Source organism: Enterobacter sp. UCD-UG_FMILLET, assembly GCF_000762975.1.
Taxonomy (GTDB): Bacteria; Pseudomonadota; Gammaproteobacteria; order Enterobacterales; family Enterobacteriaceae; genus Enterobacter; species Enterobacter dykesii.
Genome location: NZ_JRJC01000008.1, coordinates 12,298 through 30,944, shown reverse-complemented (window position 1 = coordinate 30,944; position 18,647 = coordinate 12,298). Strand labels below are relative to the sequence as shown.

Sequence of the window (18,647 nt, the reverse complement as noted above, 5' to 3'; positions counted from 1 at the left end):
GTGATTGATAATCAAAGGTTATAATATGAAAAAAACAGCCCCGGACTATACGCCTGTTGATTTATCTCGTTGGGCAAGGAAAGAGCATTTTGAAGTCTTCCAGTCATTTGCTGAGTGTACAATTAACCAAACGGTTCTGATCGACATCACCGCGCTGCGAAAACATATCAAAGAGGTGGGCTGGAAGTTTTACCCTACGATCATTTTTCTCCTGTCTAAAATCATGAACCGGCATCCTGAGTTCCGTATGGTCATGAAGGACGATGAGCTTGTCATATGGAATGAAGTTCATCCCAGCTACACCATCTTCCACCCAGAAACGGAGACCTTTTCGTCATTGTGGAGCCACTTCGACGGCAATATTCATCACTTCCAGAACACGTATGCAGAAGATACGGCGCGCTATGGCAATAACCTTTCATACTGGCCTAAGGAAGAGACCCGCGAAAACGTCTTTTTCGTCTCGTCTATTCCGTGGGTAACGTTTACGAACTTTACGATGAATATTGCGCATATGAAGAACTTCTTTTCCCCAATGTTCACGTTTGGTAAATACTACGAACAGGATGGAAAAGTGCTGTTGCCTCTCGCGGTGCAGGTCCATCATTCGGTGTGCGATGGTTTCCATGTGGCAAGGATGTTTAATGAGTTGCAGGTGATGTGTGATGGTTTGCCGGCGCTATCGAAGGAATGTAATGGCTAATGCGCAAAAAATGAGCATGCTCTTTATCTTAAGTTATAGAGTATCAGGGTGATGCTTTTCTGTAACTCATCCTTCCGCTCGTCAAGCTAGTAGACAAAGCTCCTCTCCTGTCAGCCCTCTGTTTCTTTCAGGGGTATTTTACCGATCATTTTCCACCATTTTTTTGCAGTGGTAATCAGTAATCGTAACCGGATATCCATAGCTTTTACCCGCCGCCTTTGGCCTCGATAGCATTTTTACACACTGCTCCAGTGTAAGCTTATGGCACGAGTAATGTTTCCATGAGACAGGCGCCCCCCCTGCCTTGTGTATTAATCCTGTGATTAGATACATTTTTCCTTTCTCAATGCTTCTATATAGATAATATTAATTACTGAAACTTATACTGAGTCAACCAATCCAGCATTAACAATCTTTTGTTGTTTCAGGTTCCGAAATATATTTAGCTCAGTCCAACCTGAAAGCCAGACCATCAACATATGACTTACAGCGATATATTCTGTAAGAAATAAATTATGAACGCTTACGCTCTCAATGCCTGCAGACTTTTTGACAGCACGGTAATGTCTTTGGACTACTTTAGCATCTTTACTGCTGGCCTTAATCCAGGTGACATAAGTTTCAACACCCTTTGAAATTAATTCCATACTTCTCTGAGCCGCAGAAGTTAATGTGGAATGAACATTATAATTGTAATTGAGTGAGACCTGTGTTGTTCTTTTCCGTAAAGAGTGAAGATCTATTCATACGAATCCATTCTTCAAGAAATTGTTTTTATCAAATATATCTTGCGGGTGAATGATGTTTGCATCTACCTTATAAAAAAGACCAGCAATACCCAGTGCAAAATATTGATTATCAGAGATAATATAAACTCTACGCAAAATAAACATCCTGTTGTACGTTTTTCCTGCCACGCCTGAAATAATTATTATCTCTGATTCCGTGACGATTTTCTTAATATTTTAGCGGGAGATTATGCACTCCACGTAGAATCCCTCTTTCAATCGTAATATAACCACCTGTTTTAAGATCTGATAATATACGCATTATACTGCTTCGGGACATGCGGGTTTTACAGCGGATATAGTTCTCAGCCGTAATGAGCTCCCTAATTTCACTCGGCTTTGCCATCAATTCAATCAACTGATGGCGGATTGAATCATAACTATTAGGCGTCGATAGTCTGTAAATGACTTCTGATACAGATGAAATAAGCGCCATTTGATAACGTGCGAACTCTTCCCATAAATTTTGAGTCGATAATAAATTAAACAATGCTTCTTTGGAAACGATCGCAACCTCGGATGTTAATAATAGTTTGATGACATATTCTGTTTCACTGTCTTTAATGAGTGGTATGTAACCTCTTAGTGTTGGCGCATCAAAAATTTCCAGTAATACTCCGTCAGGATACCGATACAACGAAACCGCACCGCTTTTAATGAAATAACATTTTTCATTATGTTTTTCATTAATAGTAAACCGAGTATTTGCACCATAATTCTCATAATTCAAAAATGGTTCAATTTTTTCCATTATCACTTTAAGATAATGGGTATCAGTGCGGGTTGATTTTTTTTTCATAGTTGCAACCAAAACAAGCCAGTAAGTATAATATATAGCACAGGTTTTGCATTTATCAACTTAATGCTTATGTTTTAAGGTGATGGACTTCAACTGTTCGCACCAGCAGTTTACAGACGTTGCATCAAAAAATATAAGATTCATATTTTTATCAAGGATCAGGGGTATACAGGGATAATGCTCAGGTTTCCCCTCATTCAGAAGGGCACTCACTTCACCTTCGGCAAAGATACTCAGATCAAAAAAACGCAAATACCATTTTTTAAACTCCTCAAAGGAGTGGAGGACAATAAGCGTCTGTTTTTCCGTTTTTAAGTTAATCACGGTTTGCATAAATCTCCCGTTGAACCTTTTATACGATATCAGATAATGCTCTTAAGCATAGCCTTAAGGCGCAGAAACTCAAATTATTATCGAGTCCAAATTGGGATCTATGGTAAGCACCCCTTAAATATATAAGCAATTGAAATACAAATATTTTTATTAATCCCTAATTTATAGACATACAGAATTGTCACTTTTTTGCATTAGTCACATAATAACAGCATAAAAGAATTTTATCTTTTGGCTTTACTTAATGAAAGCATAGCAATAGCAGACGCTGACCAATCATTATTATGGGCATGGATTTATTTTTTATATTTTAATTCGTTTAAAATAAAAAGTTGGTTCATTACCACAATTCACGAGGTCACAATGAATCCTAACTTATGTAAATTCTCGGGTACAAAGCAAACCACTCGCATTCAGTGAGATAAAAAAATGCCTGGCTTCGTGATTGAGATGATTTTGACGTTCCCAGTTCTGCTGTAAAAATTAACAGGGAATGCCCCCCTCGCTGAGTCATAACTTCATCCGGAAAGCTTTCCGGTGAAAAAATTCTGACATACGGCCAAAACGAATAACGTTCTGCGCCCATTTTGCCGGGCTGAGATACCGTTTCCGGCATGCGTAAAATACGCCTGCTGGTGTTCCAGAAACCGTTCCCCTTCCCAGCCTGACTGCGTCCTTCTGCTTCCCCACAGCCCCCACCTAAACATCCGCACATGATTGATCCTCAGTATGGTGCCGTCGACGTTCACCGTGCTGTTTGGGCCACCCGACGTGTCGGTCATACGCAGCGCGGACCGGCTATCGGTAACAGGATCTGACCATGGTAACGAGGCAGAAGAATATCTACGGACATGATCCCCTTCTTTGTTACCTTTGAAGTAAAAATTAAGAATGAGACTGCCAGAAAGTTCACACCTTATCAGGGTGACCTGCCCCCAGGATTAGATACAACCTTCAGTTAGTAATGTCGGTTGGTTTTTCTTCATATTTCTTGTTTCGCCAGTCCGTTGCCAATTCAGCTGGCGTCTGGTAGTCCAGCGATTAATGGGGACGGCACTCGTTATAATCCAGCCGCCAGTCATTAATCGTTTTCCGGGCATGAAGAATATCGCTGAACCAGTGTTCATTCAGACACTCATCGCGAAAGCGTCCGTTAAAACTCTAAATAAATCCGTTCGGCGTTGGCTTACCTGGCTGGATAAGCGGTAGTTCCACACCATGCTAAAAGGCCCATTGATCAAGTGCGCGGCAGGTAAACATACGCGCAGTGCTCGCCCGCGTCGAACTCGATTCTAATCTTTGTGTTCTCTTCCCACTCTTCCAGGCGTTCCACCTCGGCTCGAACTACCGGAAGGCTTTCTTCCAGCGCGGCAATACTCTTTTTGTAGAATCGACGAAACAGGCTAGTTTTTTTACGTTGCAGCAAGTCAGTTTGTCGTATTTTCTCCTGACGGGCCTCTAACAGGTCAGCGCGGATCTCCTTCTGTTGCGCGTTGGCCGTTATGATTAGATCACGCAGCGGCTTCAGGCCTTCACTAGTCAGACGCTCGACGGCGGCACTTCGGATCATGTGGTCGCCTTCGTCAGGCACGTAATAATTCGTCGCCTGCGGGTCAATATAGCGCAAGTTTTGGCGATGATGCTGTTGCTGGTTGCCGAACTTATACAGATCTTGAGTGAAAGAAATACCACTCCCTGGAATGCCGACGGTCGCCCGTTTTCCGCGTTTGCCGACGTTTACGGTTGCTCCCGGCGCGCCGAATGACGCGCTAAATCCATGTTTTCCAATATTCAAGCGCACGCCAGGGAACAGCATGAATGGCTGCCGGAAACGTAGTCCCATTTTTTATGCTCTCATTTGCTTTCTGAAGGTGCGCGAGCGCGCCGCCTGCCTAACGCCGTATAGCTGCGTGTTCGTCGTTTGGCTGATTACTATATTTGCCTAACAGACACACCAAATGTACCTGTGATACACACCAAAGACAGGAACTATTTTAAAACGGCCACGATTGTGGCCATTCGTTTGATCACTTTAGCCCTGCCTCGTCGTCAGCCTTATAAACCATGCGAATGCTGTACCCCTGGTAATTGGCCTGTTCGGCATCTTGAAAAAGTTTTGTACGCACACCGATATGATCACCTTCGAGTTTTTCGGACTCCCAAAATGCGCGGAAACTTTCAAAACGTTGGTTAGTCAGACCGTGGCCGGTGACATAACAAACACGCTGCATATTGCGCCCGTTGGACGTAGTTTTTTTGATGTAGGTCATTCGCCTTTTGTCCTCTGAATTTCATTATGTAACTCGCAAAGTAAAAAATCTTTTTGCGCTTTTCATCATCGATGACGCTCTGCTTCGCGCCATTTTTTATGGTGTCGTAATTCCCACGTCGCGACGATGTTCGCCTGTTGCCATAGTCCACGCTGTTCTGCCGAGCTTCCTGCTCGATTGAAGGAAGCTCGGAATCAATGTTGTACTTCAGATAAACCCAGGCTGCACCAGCGCGGATTATTTCGCAGTTAATCTGTTTATCGTCGCTGTTTATGACAAGGCCCAGCATGCGCCCATAGCGATCTGGTTTGTCGTATGCAATAGATACTGAAGCAAATCACTGCATAGGTGAAAATGCTATGGCAACAGCAGAGCCTTTAGGGCTCTACTTACCTCAACTATTACGCTGCTTGGACTGACCCCGCCCCGGTAGACGATCCTGCCCTATAGTTGGACTGACCCCGCCCCGGTAGACGATCCTGCCCTATAGTTTGAGCATAGGAGGAGCGTATGGGCACACCACGATTTACACCTGAATTTAAGGAAGAAGCCGTCCGTCAGATAACAGAACGCGGTTATTCCGTTGCCGAAGTATCCGACCGTCTGGGCGTTTCTGCACACAGCCTCTACAAGTGGCTACGGGCTATCAAACCTGATACACAGCGAACAGCATGCCCGGGATTTACTGGAAGCCAAAAGCGAGATCCTGAAACTCCGGGCGCAGCTAAAACGCACCGAAGAAGAACGGGATATCCTGAAAAAGGCCGCGCGGTACTTTGCAAGGGAGCCCGACTGAAGTACCGCTTTATCAATGAACACCGCACTGTATGGGGTGTGATGACGATGTGTCGGGTACTGAATGTCGCCCGGGCCGGGTTCTATGCGTGGCTGCACAACCCGGTCTCGGYGCGTGATAAAGATAACCAGCGTCTGCTGATGCTTATCCGCGACTCATATTCACTGAGCGGAGGCGTATACGGTTACCGGCGGGTTCATGGCGACCTGAACGAAATCGGGGAAACCTGCGGCAAAAACCGGGTGGGTCGTATTATGCAACAAAACCGGATCAAAGCCGTACGCGGCTATAAAGCGCCGCGTCGTATCGCCGGCCGGCCTTCAGTGGTTGCCCCTAATCGCGTGCAGCGGCAGTTTACTGTTGTCCGGGCCAATCAGGTCTGGGTCACAGATATTACTTATATCCGCACCTGGCAGGGCTGGCTGTATCTGGCGGTGGTTATCGATCTCTTCGCCCGTAATGTGGTCGGCTGGTCGATGAAGCCCACTCTCTCACGCGAACTGGCACTCGACGCGCTGATGATGGCCGTCTGGCGGCGAAAACCGGACGGCGAGGTCATCGTGCACTCAGACCAGGGCAGCCAGTACGGCAGTGANCGGCAGTTTACTGTTGTCCGGGCCAATCAGGTCTGGGTCACAGATATTACTTATATCCGCACCTGGCAGGGCTGGCTGTATCTGGCGGTGGTTATCGATCTCTTCGCCCGTAATGTGGTCGGCTGGTCGATGAAGCCCACTCTCTCACGCGAACTGGCACTCGACGCGCTGATGATGGCCGTCTGGCGGCGAAAACCGGACGGCGAGGTCATCGTGCACTCAGACCAGGGCAGCCAGTACGGCAGTGACGACTGGCAGCGCTTCTGCCGGGCTAATAACCTGGCCCCGAGCATGAGCAGGCGTGGCAACTGCTGGGATAATGCGGTGGCCGAATCGTTCTTCAGTTCGCTGAAAAAAGAGCGGATCAGAAAACGCATCTATAAAACCCGGGATCTGGCCCGGGCCGATATCTTCGATTACATTGAAGTGTTCTACAACCGGGCCCGGCGCCACAGTCACCTCGGCGGCCTCAGTCCGGAGGCCTTCGAACAGGCCTCATCGTGAGGACAGAATTTGTCTACGGGCGTGGGGTCAGTCCACGAGCAGGCGTGGCAACTGCTGGGATAATGCGGTGGCCGAATCGTTCTTCAGTTCGCTGAAAAAAGAGCGGATCAGAAAACGCATCTATAAAACCCGGGATCTGGCCCGGGCCGATATCTTCGATTACATTGAAGTGTTCTACAACCGGGCCCGGCGCCACAGTCACCTCGGCGGCCTCAGTCCGGAGGCCTTCGAACAGGCCTCATCGTGAGGACAGAATTTGTCTACGGGCGTGGGGTCAGTCCAAACTGTGGCAGCATGAGAATGCTAAGGTATTTTCTTGCCGCCAATTTTTAAACTATGAAGTGGGAACCACGCGAAGCAGTCCATGTTAGGCTGTGACCGGCGATAACCAGCAATTTAGTTGCATGCTCAGCCTGCACATAGGCTCACACTCGAAAACAGCCCGTGTAGGCTCGAGCTGATTGTTTTTATCAATAGGGTAGTGGTAGCTAACTCAGAAATGCTAGGAAATCCTAGCTGTTATTGTTACTGTATAACAAAAAAATGAGGTCACCATGAAAACTACGTTATACAAAGATTTCACCTTTGAAGCCGCGCACCGTCTCCCCAATGTACCGGACGGTCATAAATGTGGTCGCTTACACGGACACTCCTTTGTCGTGCGCCTTGAGATTACCGGTGAAGTTGATAAACACACGGGCTGGATTATTGATTTCGCTGAACTCAAGGCCATTTTCAAACCGACGCTAGATCGCCTGGATCATTACTATCTCAATGATATTCCTGGATTGGAGAATCCCACCAGCGAAGTGCTTGCTGAATGGATTTGGAATCAGATTAAGCCGCAACTCCCAATCCTTAGCGCAGTCGTCGTTAAAGAGACATGCTCTGCAGGCTGTATTTATCACGGTGAATAATAATTTACCTCGGTAGCCAAATTTATATTGGCTACCTAGCCTTATTAAAATTTATTGTTATATTTAACTAATGCAACAAAAATATTTAATATATCGCAATAAATTAACCATCTAGTTTTCATCGATTCAATTTAACTTACCTTAACTCAAACTTAATACTGTCAACACTAAAAAATAGCAGTTGAAAAAGGGATTTTCTCTATACAAATCAATCATCCCAAAGTGAATTAATCACATCAATTTGTTATCTGTGAACTTACTAAAAACTTTGATTTTTTTCACTTGAATATGGGATTTATCTCAGTATCCTGTCACTATCGACTGAACTTTTGCTTCTCTATGTGTGTGTCGTTCAGACATGGAAACCGCTTACTTCACCCCATGACTGTCCATTTTTCGCACATATCATACATGCGAAGACAATTTCAAGGATTGTGATGATGAGCATATTACCTATTGGGTCGCTGGTTATTTCTGAGCATTTTGAGGGCATCGGAAAAGTCGTCAGCATTGATATTGACGCAAACAATGCAATAGTTGCTTTTTTTGAGTCACCGACTCAACCTTATGCACGGCAAACGAAAGTTCCTTTAGAACAACTCACCCCGACAATCCCGCACGAAGAGACGGTAATTTATTGCATTGAACCACAAAGCCAACGATGGGCTAGAGCCCGATTTGGCGGTTCGCGCCCCAAAGGGGATTTTCTCGTCATCTTTCGCGAAGATGAAAGTACGACGCTGACAATCGACGAAATTTTTGTTCTGAACAAAGCGCCGGATACCCCAGTAAACCCTGCAGATTTCCTTGCCCACCAAGCTAATGACGCGCCGTTCTTTTTCCCTCACCGCCAAGCCTTTATTGAAACTTACATCCAACAACGTGCTGCCTGCCGGGCGATGGCATCTATTTCCAGTAGCGCCGTTGAACTTGAGCCCCACCAGTTGGCAGTGGTACGCCGTGTGCTTCAGGATAAAAACCCTAAATATATTCTGGCCGATGAGGTTGGTCTGGGGAAAACCATCGAAGCCGGAATGGTCGTCCGTGAACACGCGTTAGAAGCAACTGGCCACGTCAGCATGCTTATTGCGGTTCCGGCACCGCTCGTTAACCAGTGGCGGGAAGAACTGGGTGAACGCTTTCAACTGAAACAACTTATTATTGATGCCTCGACGGCCCTCGCAGGTTTGCGACAAAATGAGGTCACAGAAGGCATCGTGATTTGCACCCATTGCGATGCCTGTACCCTGATTGAACGGGGATTCACCCCTTCGCTTATCGCGGTCGATGAGGTCCACCAGATTGCCTCTTGGCCGTGGTCAGGAGATAAAGATGAACGTTATGACTTCAACCTGATCGCTGAGGGTTGCCGGAAAGCCCACTACGTTCTGTTACTCACGGGGACCCCTCTGCATGGGCATGAAAGGAACTTCTTGTCGATGCTGCACTGTATTAATCCCGAATCCTACCAAGTGGATGAGACCCATCTGCAATACTTTACCGAACTGGTCAAAAATCGTGAAAACCTCGGCGGGATCTTCTCGGGGTTAGTACCTTCCGTCTCAAACGTCAGCTTACGCCGTAATCTGGAAACACTGCAGCAGCAGTTCCCAGAAGATACTGTTCTGATGACACTCTGCCAGCAACTCATCCCGCTTATTGGGACGTTCTCCCCCAATACCCCGGAGCGTGAAGAAAGGATCCGGGATATTCGCCGGCACCTAGGGGAAAACTATCGCATTCATCATCGACTGTTGCGTAACCGCCGTCAGGTTTCACTCAGCTTCGATGAAACGAAAAACCTCAACCTAAACCTTCTGTTTCCAGGGCTAAATGGAGCAGCAGAGTGCCGCTGGTATTGCGATGGGTTAGCGTTAGACGAACTGATTGATGAGTATCGTTCATTATCTTTACTGCCGCAGAATACGCAGTGGGCAATGAGTGAAGACACGTACCTCTTCTGGATTGACGATCTCCTATCCAGCCCACTCTGTGTCATGCAACGCGCTAAAGTACATTTGGGTGAAGCGGAACGCACTCAGGAAGAACGAGATCTGTTAGAACACATTGTTTCAACTGCAAAAAATGAACTTCAGGCCATTGATAACAAGCTTGCCATCACCCTGAATGAGTGGCTGCAAAAGAATTCAACAGGAAAAGCCATCGTCTTCTGCGATCGTCCGGATCTTGCCCAGCACTTGGCAATAAAGCTCGAACTGCTGCTGGAGTACCCCCTGGAGCGCTATCAACCGGGTCAACCCCTGATGTACCTGAAACCCGGCAGCCCCATTCGGATCCTGATCTGCGATAAAAGCGGCGAAGATGGTCTGAATCTCCATGGAGGTCTGCGACTGGCCGTTCACTACGGTTTACCGCGCTCTTGTAGCCGTATTGAACAGCGCCTTGGTCGTCTGAACAGGTACAGTGCAAACCTGAAAGGCGTAAAACCCGTCCAGAGTCTGATCCTGAAAAATCATGCCGACCGCGGATTACGCAACGTGTGGGCCAGCATTCTGAAAGACAGCATTGGCGTATTTAATAACACCATCGCCAGCCTCCAGTTCGTCCTCGACGATTATCTGGAAAATGCGTGGCAAAATGTCTACCAAGAAGGTCCGGTGGCCCTTGAACGTATTGCCAGCGAATTCCCTGGCGAACAGGGCATTCTGGCCAATGAAACGCATAAAATTAACATGCAGGAAAAGCTGCTGGCGATGGATGACGAGATTGCAGAGGCGGCGATTTTTGCGCAACAGATAAGCGCTGACGATCATCTTGCAGTAGCGCAGTGTAATACGCTGACAAGTTGGATCACGCGTGCGCTGCGTTTTCGCGCCACCGGCACCGCAGAAAAAGGTATCAAGTTTCAGTTCGAACTCTCTGGCCGCAGCACAGGGACGCTGGTCGATTTTAAAACCTTTCTCACCACCTGCATGCTCAGCTTCGATAAAGAAGGGGGTAACCCACCGTCAACGCATCTGATGAGCGCTGAACGCATTCCGGCGATCGACGGAACAACCGTTTATCCGCTGCGTTATGGGCAGCCATTTGTCGATACGATCTGGCAACTGTTAAACCAGGATGCCCGGGGCAGTTCCATGGCGGTACTGCGGGTGCTCCCAAAGCCATTGAATGAGCCCAATTACTTCTTCCAGTCTACCTGGCTTGTCACCCATCGCCAGACGCAGGACACCTACGCCCAACGCCGTATCGCAGACGAGTTGTACCCGCCGCGTATTGTGCAACACTGGCTGTCCTCTAAGGGTACACCGGTGACGAATCCGCAGTTGCTGGAACTGCTCAATAGCGAGTACGCCAAACATGAAACATCGCAGAAATTCTATGCAGATATGAATCTGCGCCCTAATCTCTGGCAAGAAATTGAAGAGCTTGTCTCACCGGACACCTGGAAAGAGATGGTGGAACGAGTCTATGCCAGTGACCGGGAACAACAACAGGCAACCTTCGGCGAACAAGCCAGACTCCAGTTAATGGCCGTCAAAGCCGTGGTGGTGTGCAGCAGAAATCTACTGGAGGAAATCGTCTGATGGAAGAGGAATGGTCACGCCTGCAGCAGGCGCTAACCACCTGTTTTAGTCAAGGGGTCACCTTTAAGGACGGCATCGAAAATCAGTTTCTGAACAGACTGATTCAGATCATCACCGATGCCTCGGCAGGTCATGGTGACATTTTTGCCGGCTACGCCGATGCGTTACGTGCCGCTCACGCAAGTGGTATTAGCGCGCCGTGGCTACCCCTGCCGCCGGAACTGACCGACGCTCCGGCGCCTGAGTGGGGCATGACAAAGTCGCCTGCCGCGCAACAAATTCAACTGGCTGAAGAGGCGGACCTGGCGCTGACCAGAGCCACCTATCAGCGTAAGATCCGCAGGAACTTGCTGCGCCCCGAGACCGATCCGGCACTGAAGCGCCTGTTACCCGAGGAGCCCTGGCTGACTCACTATCAGGGATTCGGTCAACAGGCCGCCATCCGGACGCTGCTAACGTCTGATAATAACTGTACATTGCTGGTGAATCTGCCCACCAGTTGCGGTAAAAGTCTGCTCACCCAACTCCAGGCGCTCAGCGCACCGACAAACACCCTCACGCTGGTGATCGTCCCCACCGTCGCCCTCGCAATTGAGCAGGCTGACGACATGCAAAAACTGCTTCGCGGCACCGGCCAAGATCATGGTGGAAGTTATGCTTGGATCGGAGGACAAGATCAGCCCTCGCGTCAGGCAATTAAGGAAAGAATCAAAGCGGGGACACAGCGTGTGCTCTTCTGTTCCCCGGAATCCGTTCGCTCTTCTTTGGTTCCGGTGCTGTTTGAGCTTTCCAGACTGAATATGATTGGCGCGATCGTCATCGACGAAGCGCATTTGATCGATCAATGGGGCGCAGAGTTCCGCCCTGACTTTCAGCTGATTGCCCCTATGATTCGCTCACTGAAAGCCCTAGGAAAATGCCGTTTTCGTACGCTGCTACTTTCGGCGACTTACAGCAAAAGCACCCGGGACATTCTGGTCGAGCAGTTCCATGATGAAAACAGCGAACTGATTGAAGTGTCAGCTAATTTCCTACGCCCGGAGCCGGAATATTTTGTGCATCATGAGGCAAATGAAAACGCGCATCGTCAGCGGGTCGAACAGCTTCTGATGACCTTACCCCGCCCGCTGATTTTGTATTGCACTACCCGCACAGATGCGGAAATGTGGTCTGCCCGTCTGAACGAACTGGGCTACTGGCGAACCGGCATGTTCCACGGTCAAATTGACACAAACAATCGCAAGAAATTGATTTCAAAATGGAAAAATGACCAGCTCGATATCATGGTCGCTACCTCTGCCTTTGGGGTAGGGATGAATAAAAAGGAAATCCGCAGCATCATTCATGCTGCCATTCCGGAAAATATCGACCGCTATTACCAGGACTGCGGGCGTGCTGGGCGTGACGGCAGATCCTGCCAGGTGCATCTGGTATGGCATAAGGCGCAAATGAAAACGGCAAAATCGCTGGCCGTTGAGACGCTGATTGGCGTAGAAAAAGGTTTTGCCCGCTGGAAAGCAATGTTTGACGATCGTAAGAAAAGCCCGATCGCTGACTACATGATTTCATTGAACACCAAGCCCGTTCATATTGATCACCAAGGCGATAAAAACGAAGCCTGGAACCGTCGGACATTGCTGTTAATGCAAAGAGCCGGACTCATCAAACTGGTCTTTGCTGATCCGAAAATTCCTGACGACCTGCGAGATAATCTGGATGACAACAACACGCAACTGATTGAATGGTTCGAAAGCTACTATAACCACGTTCATATCCGTCACTGTGACGATGCGCATTATTCAGAAGCGCACTGGAACACCCATGTGGAGAAGATCCGCCAGTCCGAGTTGAATAACCGCCGGGCAGCCTTTACGGTAATGGAAATGTGGTTGGAGGATCCTGGCAAACCACTGTGTAAAATTCTGCAGAAATTCTATGAATATCAGAGCCATCCTCCCGAGTTAACCTGTGGAGGTTGTCCGGGATGTCGCCAGAAAGGGAAAGGAGCGTTTTCGCCCACCGTGGGCACAGATGTACAAATTTTACGTTCCGAGCCGAAGAAAAAAGCACTCTTCGTAGGTGCGGAAAAGAAAGTTTATTACAACGAAAATATGAAGTTACATTCGTTGTTGATGGAACTTCGTGTGACGTTGCGGTCGCTGATCACCTCTGGCGAATACGTGTTTATTCGTGCAGACAGGCCAGTGTTCCTGCAACTAGAGAACAACCTGGATTCGCTTTCGCATTTCTGGAGCGCACAGAAAATGACAGCACCTGCATCGGATGGACCAGAGATCGTGATCATCCCTAACACGGCCAATGCATTCCCAGACCTACCCATGACGCGCTTTGAGCGAATTATTATTGCACCTGAGCATCTCGCCGATCCTCAGTTCCCACATCGAACATGGTGTGCAAGCGCCGCTAATGCGCTGTCGCTGGACACTTTTATCAGGCAACTAAAACATGTCAATAATTAACAACGCAAACCCAGGAAGCGGCCTGATACTGCTTCCTTTGATTGAACGCGTTCTGCAAAGCGCACAGGAACCGTTGTCTCAGGACACGCTGCTCGCCCGTTATCGTCCTGATAACCTGCCCACTAACGATAACGCATGGGGAAAATTAAAAGAGAACCTGAGCTTCTGGTGCAATCTGGGACTCTGGCCGATGCTCGACGGAAAGATGTTACCGCTTGAAGCAGGTGTGCGTCCGTTGGCGCATCGGTTGCTTGCCTGTACGATTGATGCTTGTCGTGAAAACGGCGTTGCCAGTGGGAATGAATGCGAACCGCTGTGGCGGGTACTGAGTTGCCTGTTGAGCCTTCAGCAACACTCGCTCGGGGGCCTGGAACCTCTCTCCCCTACGATCATCACCAACAAAGTGCATAAATGGTTACCCGGCGAAACCATCAATACCAATACCGAAAAACTAGTGAGAGAATTTGGTCGTTTTCTCGGTTTTCTCGAGTTAATGCCGGACGGAAATTATGTCACCGACCCTACCCGGGCCATTCAATATTTTCTGCCGGAGATCTTTGACGATACGCGTACCCTTCCCGCCAAAATCTTTATGGCAAACATGGCGGAGGTCATGCCAATGATGGACGGGGGCCAGTTCAGAAACTCCGTTCATGACGTGATGCAGCAGGAAAAAGACTGGGTCGCGCCGGAAGGTGACAATATCTGCACCAGCACATCCGTTGCGCTGCAACGACTTGAAATCAGTAAGCGCATTATCCTCGCCATCGGCAGTGATGATAAAGACGCCTTATCACTCCACTTACCTGGCGGTAAAATTCGCCGGGTTAGCCAAATCACGCTAAGGGAGGATGCAGAATGAGCATGATGGAGTACTGGCCATCCAGGAAAAATATCGTCCAATGCATTCGCAATGAAGCAGAAGAATTAGAGGATCATGTGCTTCTGGCCGTGCATGAACCGATGCTACTGACCCGACGCGACGTCAATGAAAATCATAAAATATTACGTGACGAAGACCTGTTCCAGCAGTTACTTCATACGGAGCGCGCCATCCCACTGATTGGCCGCTCGGGGATGGGGAAATCACATCTGGTGCGCTGGTTAGACTGCCGGTTCAACATGTACCTGGCGGAAAACGACCAGAGCGAGCAATGGGAAATTGTCCGGATACCCAAAAACTCCAGTCTACGACAGGTGCTTTTACGCATCCTGAAAAACTTGACGGGGGAATTTTTCGACAACGCACGCATGCGCGTTAATGAAGTAACAGAACAGTATCCGGCGAAAGATCTGGCAGATCTACTGTTGACCATGATGGCCCATCAGTTGCAGGACATGCAAAAAGCGGTCATGGAAGAAGGTCAAACGCTGCTGGCACAAGGTAAAGACATTCCAGCAGACCGACTCGCCTATATGGAAGCCATCATTGAAGAGGTGGAAAACGGTATCTGTGATCTGATCACCGACCCCAACTTCAAACAGAATCTTCTGAAGTCGGGCCACTGTATTTTCAAACTTGCCAGTCGGATGAGTAGTGGTCTGGAAGAAGGAGAAGAAGATCATGATAAATATGAACTTCTTCCGGAAGATCTCTATTTTGTCTTTGAGCCTGACGATCTGTCCGCGCGTGCACGCCGCTATCTTAACCATTCTCAACTGCATGAGTTAGACCAAGTGGAGGCGCGTACCCGTGCAGCGCGCGTACTCAATGAAGCCATGCATACCTCGCTGAAATCACTCTTCAAGCGCCTGTTCACCTTCAATGGAGGATCTTTTCAGGAGCTTTTTCAGGAAATCCGCAAGGAGTTTCTGCGACTTAATCGCCGTCTGGTGATTCTGGTAGAAGATATGGCGGCGATCTCCGCCATTGAAGATGTCCTGATCGACAGCCTGATCGAAGAAGCGGCACCTAGCGGCGTGCAAATTCTCTGTCCTGTCCACTCAGTGATTGCAGTCACCGACAATTATCCCGGCTATAAACGCCGCCAGGAAACGTTAATCACGCGTGCTGGCTACGAGTGGGTCATCGAGAACGTCGATAAAGACAATAACGAAGATCGTATTGTCTCGCTCTGTGGTCGCTATCTAAACGCCGCACGCTTTGGATCAGAGGAGTTAAAAAACAGTCCTGAGCAAGGTAAGCCCCAGTGGCCACCTGTCTGGCACAGTGATGAGATCCCCAATGCACTAGAAGATTTTGGTTATTCTGCCAATAAGAAATTCCCGCTCTTCCCGTATAACCGCAATGCCATTTTGGCATTGGCGGATAAGCATTGCCGCGACAGCAGCGGCGAGTTGATTTTTAACCCGCGTACAATCATTAACCGCATCCTGTTAGATATTCTGCGCGATTGCAGAATAGAAGCGGAAAAAACACAGTTCCCGCCAGCAAATTTCGCTGGAATTCATGCCGTTCCCGAGATCGAAGACAAGATTTCACAGATAGTTGTCAACCGGGTTGGCAGTTCGGTGACGCTTGCCGCCATCTGGGGATATGGAATTGATTCATTTGATGAACTACGCGAAAAACTGCCGGGCAGCGTTGCGAGTGCCTTTGGCCTCGATGAACTAGCAGCGCAACTGAATGGCAAAGGTCCCACCATGGAGTCGGCGGAACCAGCAACAAAGAACGCACACGAAACGGCGGGCAAAATAGGCAGTACGCCGGCGGGTAAAAAGATTGACAATCCGGAATTCAAACCGAAAGAAGAGGCAAAATACACTGCCAAATCCGAACTACCCTTTATCAGGGCGGTCCGTGCATGGGTGAATGACAATGTCATTCTGCCGCAGGATGTTGCCCGTGATTTGCGTGCGGCACTGAACGCCTGTTATGAAATTCATGCACAGCCAGAGTTGTTCGGTATGTCTTCTCGGCCACCGCTGAAAGAAGGTCGTTTTACGTTGATTTCACTGCCAAAAGCGGCGTCTGACCCCTCAAGCATTATTACGAACTTTTACTCTGAGCAGGACCTGACCGATCCTTCCCGACGGGTAGATGTGTATAACGCTGCGGTAGCCCTGTTACGTATCCAGTATTACGCCGGTTTAAAGCAAGGCTTTAACTATCCAGAGGCGCAGGAAGACTACACTCGCTATCAAAACTTCATCCAGTGGTGGGTGCCGCAGGCTACTGAAAGCGCCATTAATCACTTCCGGGCGCGTAACTTACAGGATGCGCTTAAAAAGCATCTGCAAAAAGCTCTGCTGCTTGGCCTGGTGACGGGTAAAGAAGAACCGGCGGAGATCGTCAATACCCTATGCCTCACCCAGAAAGGTGTCGGGAGAACCGAAGGGAAAAGTACCGGTCGAACGCTGACGACCTCTCCTTCCGAGATCTGTTTCAGAGGGATTGAGGCGACCCTGCATCCGCACGCCAGCGCCAGAGTCGCCGAAGCTAGGGCGCAGGCGCTCGTAGGATGGGATGATGCCAGAAAAGCGTGGCTTGAACAGGTTGCCATCACTGAGCAAGGCTCAGGCTTGGGCAGCAGTCGTGCGCTGGATGCCGATGTAATATATTCCGCGCTGAAAACAGTGTTAAAACAGCCGCTTGGTGCGGAAATTGAACGTGCGGCGCTCTCCGTCAAACAGGAACTTGCCAGCACGCTAAAAAATGTTCATCTCTTTGCCAACATTAAAGATAGCGACGATTTCCTCAGCCAACTGAACGACTGGCAGACGTTTATTGAGACTGTGCGGACCGAGCACTATCCCACAGGCAGCGCTCAGTACAAACCATCTTCGTGGCTGCTGGGTGAAATTGAAGCCCTCAGAACCGACGCCGAGGAGAGTTTGGCGACTTTAATTGCGTTACTTTCCATTGAAAAACAGAAAGATAGTGCGAAATTGTGGCTGGAGATCTGTCGACTTGACGGTGACTACGTTTCAAGAATCAGCAGCGTACTTGCGCAATGGCAACTGGTACAACCCAAGATCGCGTTCACACTCCAGCAGATGAACGCCAAAGGGGATATCCAGCAACTGACTCTTGCTCTGAATAAAGTGAATGACCGTCTGAAAACACTTGTGAGCGATATCATCGCCTCTGGAGCCGATTAATGACCACCTTGCGCCAACAACTGGCTGAAATGCAAAAAGAACTCGATCTTAGCGTTAAGGCTGGTAAGGCCTCACAAATCATCGATAAATGTAATCTGGTGTGCAGCAAAACTAACACCATTGCCGATAAGTTTGCATTGCTTAAACAGCAATATCCAGCCCAGCAACAACTCCCGCGGGGCATTGCGGTTAACTGGAATGACGAGCAGCGTAGCGAACTGATCGCTGCCGCGAACAGCGTCAAAAGTCTCAAGTTACAGTGGGGACGCTGGCTGAAAAACCAGTCGGTAAACAATCCCGGCGAGGAAGAAAACCTTGTAGATCAGGAAGAGTCGCCACAGAACTCTCTAGATGAGACGCTGGCCGCTTCAGAGGAACCTACCGCTTACGACATCATCCAGAATGATTCCTTGACCCATTGCGTCAGCCAACTCGGCACCCTACACAAGGACCTGAGCAAAGAACTGAAAGATGCCTGGGATGCATGGTTGGAAGAGTTACATCAGCAGGTTCATGTCGATGACAAGACACTGAATTTCCAAAAAAATGCGAACAAATTTGACGATATCGCCTCCGACTATGAGCGTCGACGTCAGGATTTCGAAAACTTAACGCAGTGCCAACCAGTAAGCGGTGAAAAGATTCACCAAATCAAAGCGCTCGCCGAAAAACTGTATTCCCTGCGCGGCATGATGAAAACAGACTGGCCTGACGTGGTGCAAGCATTTTTCAATAGCATTAATGGCCCGCAGAGTCTCCGCCCGACGTTAAGTGCCCTGACGCCCGAGGTGCTTGAGTGGTTAAGGGATCAAGAGATGCTGGATGAGTTCGTGATCACAAGGAAATAGTTT

The 18,647-nt window shown here is 48.6% G+C and carries 16 protein-coding genes and 1 pseudogene; 9 read left to right on the top strand and 8 right to left on the bottom strand.

Features of this window, described 5'->3' with window-relative positions; translation table 11 throughout:
- Positions 1–25 precede the first annotated feature (25 nt).
- A complete protein-coding gene (gene catA, locus LA04_RS02715; RefSeq protein WP_047650389.1) occupies positions 26–703 on the top strand; it encodes a type A chloramphenicol O-acetyltransferase in 678 nt (225 codons plus the stop codon).
- A 138-nt stretch (positions 704–841) separates the two neighbouring features.
- Here catA and LA04_RS25215 read toward each other — a convergent pair whose 3' ends face one another.
- The 8 genes and pseudogenes from LA04_RS25215 to LA04_RS25210 form a co-directional block, all read right to left on the bottom strand.
- Positions 842–1,036 carry a DUF1187 family protein gene (locus LA04_RS25215; RefSeq protein ID WP_072015499.1) on the bottom strand — a complete coding sequence of 65 codons (195 nt, stop codon included), beginning with the start codon at positions 1,034–1,036 and terminating at the stop codon, positions 842–844.
- A gap of 47 nt (positions 1,037–1,083) precedes the next feature.
- Entirely contained in the window at positions 1,084–1,350 is a 267-nt protein-coding gene (locus tag LA04_RS24265) for a hypothetical protein (RefSeq protein ID WP_126329137.1), read from the bottom strand.
- A gap of 310 nt (positions 1,351–1,660) precedes the next feature.
- Positions 1,661–2,290, bottom strand: coding sequence for a helix-turn-helix domain-containing protein (locus LA04_RS23290; protein WP_072015498.1), 630 nt, complete (start codon positions 2,288–2,290; stop codon positions 1,661–1,663).
- 60 nt (positions 2,291–2,350) lie between these two features.
- Positions 2,351–2,623: a hypothetical protein gene (locus LA04_RS02705; protein ID WP_047650388.1), complete on the bottom strand. Its 273-nt coding sequence runs from the start codon at positions 2,621–2,623 to the stop codon at positions 2,351–2,353.
- Positions 2,624–3,577: 954 nt separating this feature from the next.
- A pseudogene (locus LA04_RS02700) lies at positions 3,578–3,883 on the bottom strand (integrase core domain-containing protein); the annotation flags it as partial.
- Entirely contained in the window at positions 3,861–4,439 is a 579-nt protein-coding gene (locus LA04_RS02695) for a DUF4236 domain-containing protein (protein WP_233443233.1), read from the bottom strand. The gene LA04_RS02695 and the pseudogene LA04_RS02700, both read right to left, overlap by 23 nt.
- 211 nt (positions 4,440–4,650) lie before the next feature.
- Positions 4,651–4,893: a hypothetical protein gene (locus LA04_RS24675; protein WP_047650387.1), complete on the bottom strand. Its 243-nt coding sequence runs from the start codon at positions 4,891–4,893 to the stop codon at positions 4,651–4,653.
- A complete protein-coding gene (locus tag LA04_RS25210; protein WP_149323819.1) occupies positions 4,814–5,215 on the bottom strand; it encodes a thermonuclease family protein in 402 nt (133 codons plus the stop codon). Before LA04_RS25210 ends, LA04_RS24675 begins: the two co-directional genes overlap by 80 nt.
- Positions 5,216–5,403: 188 nt before the next feature.
- Here LA04_RS25210 and LA04_RS25205 point away from each other — a divergent pair, with 188 nt between their 5' ends.
- The 8 genes from LA04_RS25205 to LA04_RS02640 all read left to right on the top strand — a co-directional run bounded on the left by LA04_RS25205 (position 5,404) and on the right by LA04_RS02640 (position 18,644).
- Positions 5,404–6,789, top strand: coding sequence for an IS3 family transposase (locus tag LA04_RS25205; RefSeq protein WP_081957641.1), 1,386 nt, complete (start codon positions 5,404–5,406; stop codon positions 6,787–6,789).
- Positions 6,790–6,856: 67 nt separating this feature from the next.
- On the top strand, positions 6,857–7,036 hold the full coding sequence (locus LA04_RS24250; protein WP_047650386.1) for an IS3 family transposase: 180 nt from the start codon (positions 6,857–6,859) through the stop codon (positions 7,034–7,036).
- 307 nt (positions 7,037–7,343) lie between these two features.
- Entirely contained in the window at positions 7,344–7,706 is a 363-nt protein-coding gene (queD, locus tag LA04_RS02665) for a 6-carboxytetrahydropterin synthase QueD (RefSeq protein WP_047650385.1), read from the top strand.
- 437 nt (positions 7,707–8,143) lie between these two features.
- Positions 8,144–11,254: a protein DpdE gene (gene dpdE, locus LA04_RS02660; RefSeq protein WP_235211311.1), complete on the top strand. Its 3,111-nt coding sequence runs from the start codon at positions 8,144–8,146 to the stop codon at positions 11,252–11,254.
- The gene (gene dpdF, locus LA04_RS02655; protein ID WP_047650383.1) at positions 11,254–13,734 is read left to right on the top strand and encodes a protein DpdF; all 2,481 of its coding nucleotides are present in this window, start codon (positions 11,254–11,256) and stop codon (positions 13,732–13,734) included. The genes dpdE and dpdF overlap by 1 nt, the downstream gene beginning before the upstream one ends.
- On the top strand, positions 13,721–14,596 hold the full coding sequence (gene dpdG / locus LA04_RS02650; RefSeq protein ID WP_047053969.1) for a protein DpdG: 876 nt from the start codon (positions 13,721–13,723) through the stop codon (positions 14,594–14,596). Before dpdF ends, dpdG begins: the two co-directional genes overlap by 14 nt.
- Complete coding sequence (gene dpdH, locus LA04_RS02645) at positions 14,593–17,796, top strand: protein DpdH (protein WP_047650382.1); 3,204 nt, start codon at positions 14,593–14,595, stop codon at positions 17,794–17,796. The genes dpdG and dpdH overlap by 4 nt, the downstream gene beginning before the upstream one ends.
- Positions 17,796–18,644 (top strand): hypothetical protein, encoded by an 849-nt coding sequence (locus LA04_RS02640; protein ID WP_047650381.1) that lies wholly within the window; start codon positions 17,796–17,798, stop codon positions 18,642–18,644. The genes dpdH and LA04_RS02640 overlap by 1 nt, the downstream gene beginning before the upstream one ends.
- Positions 18,645–18,647 lie beyond the last annotated feature (3 nt).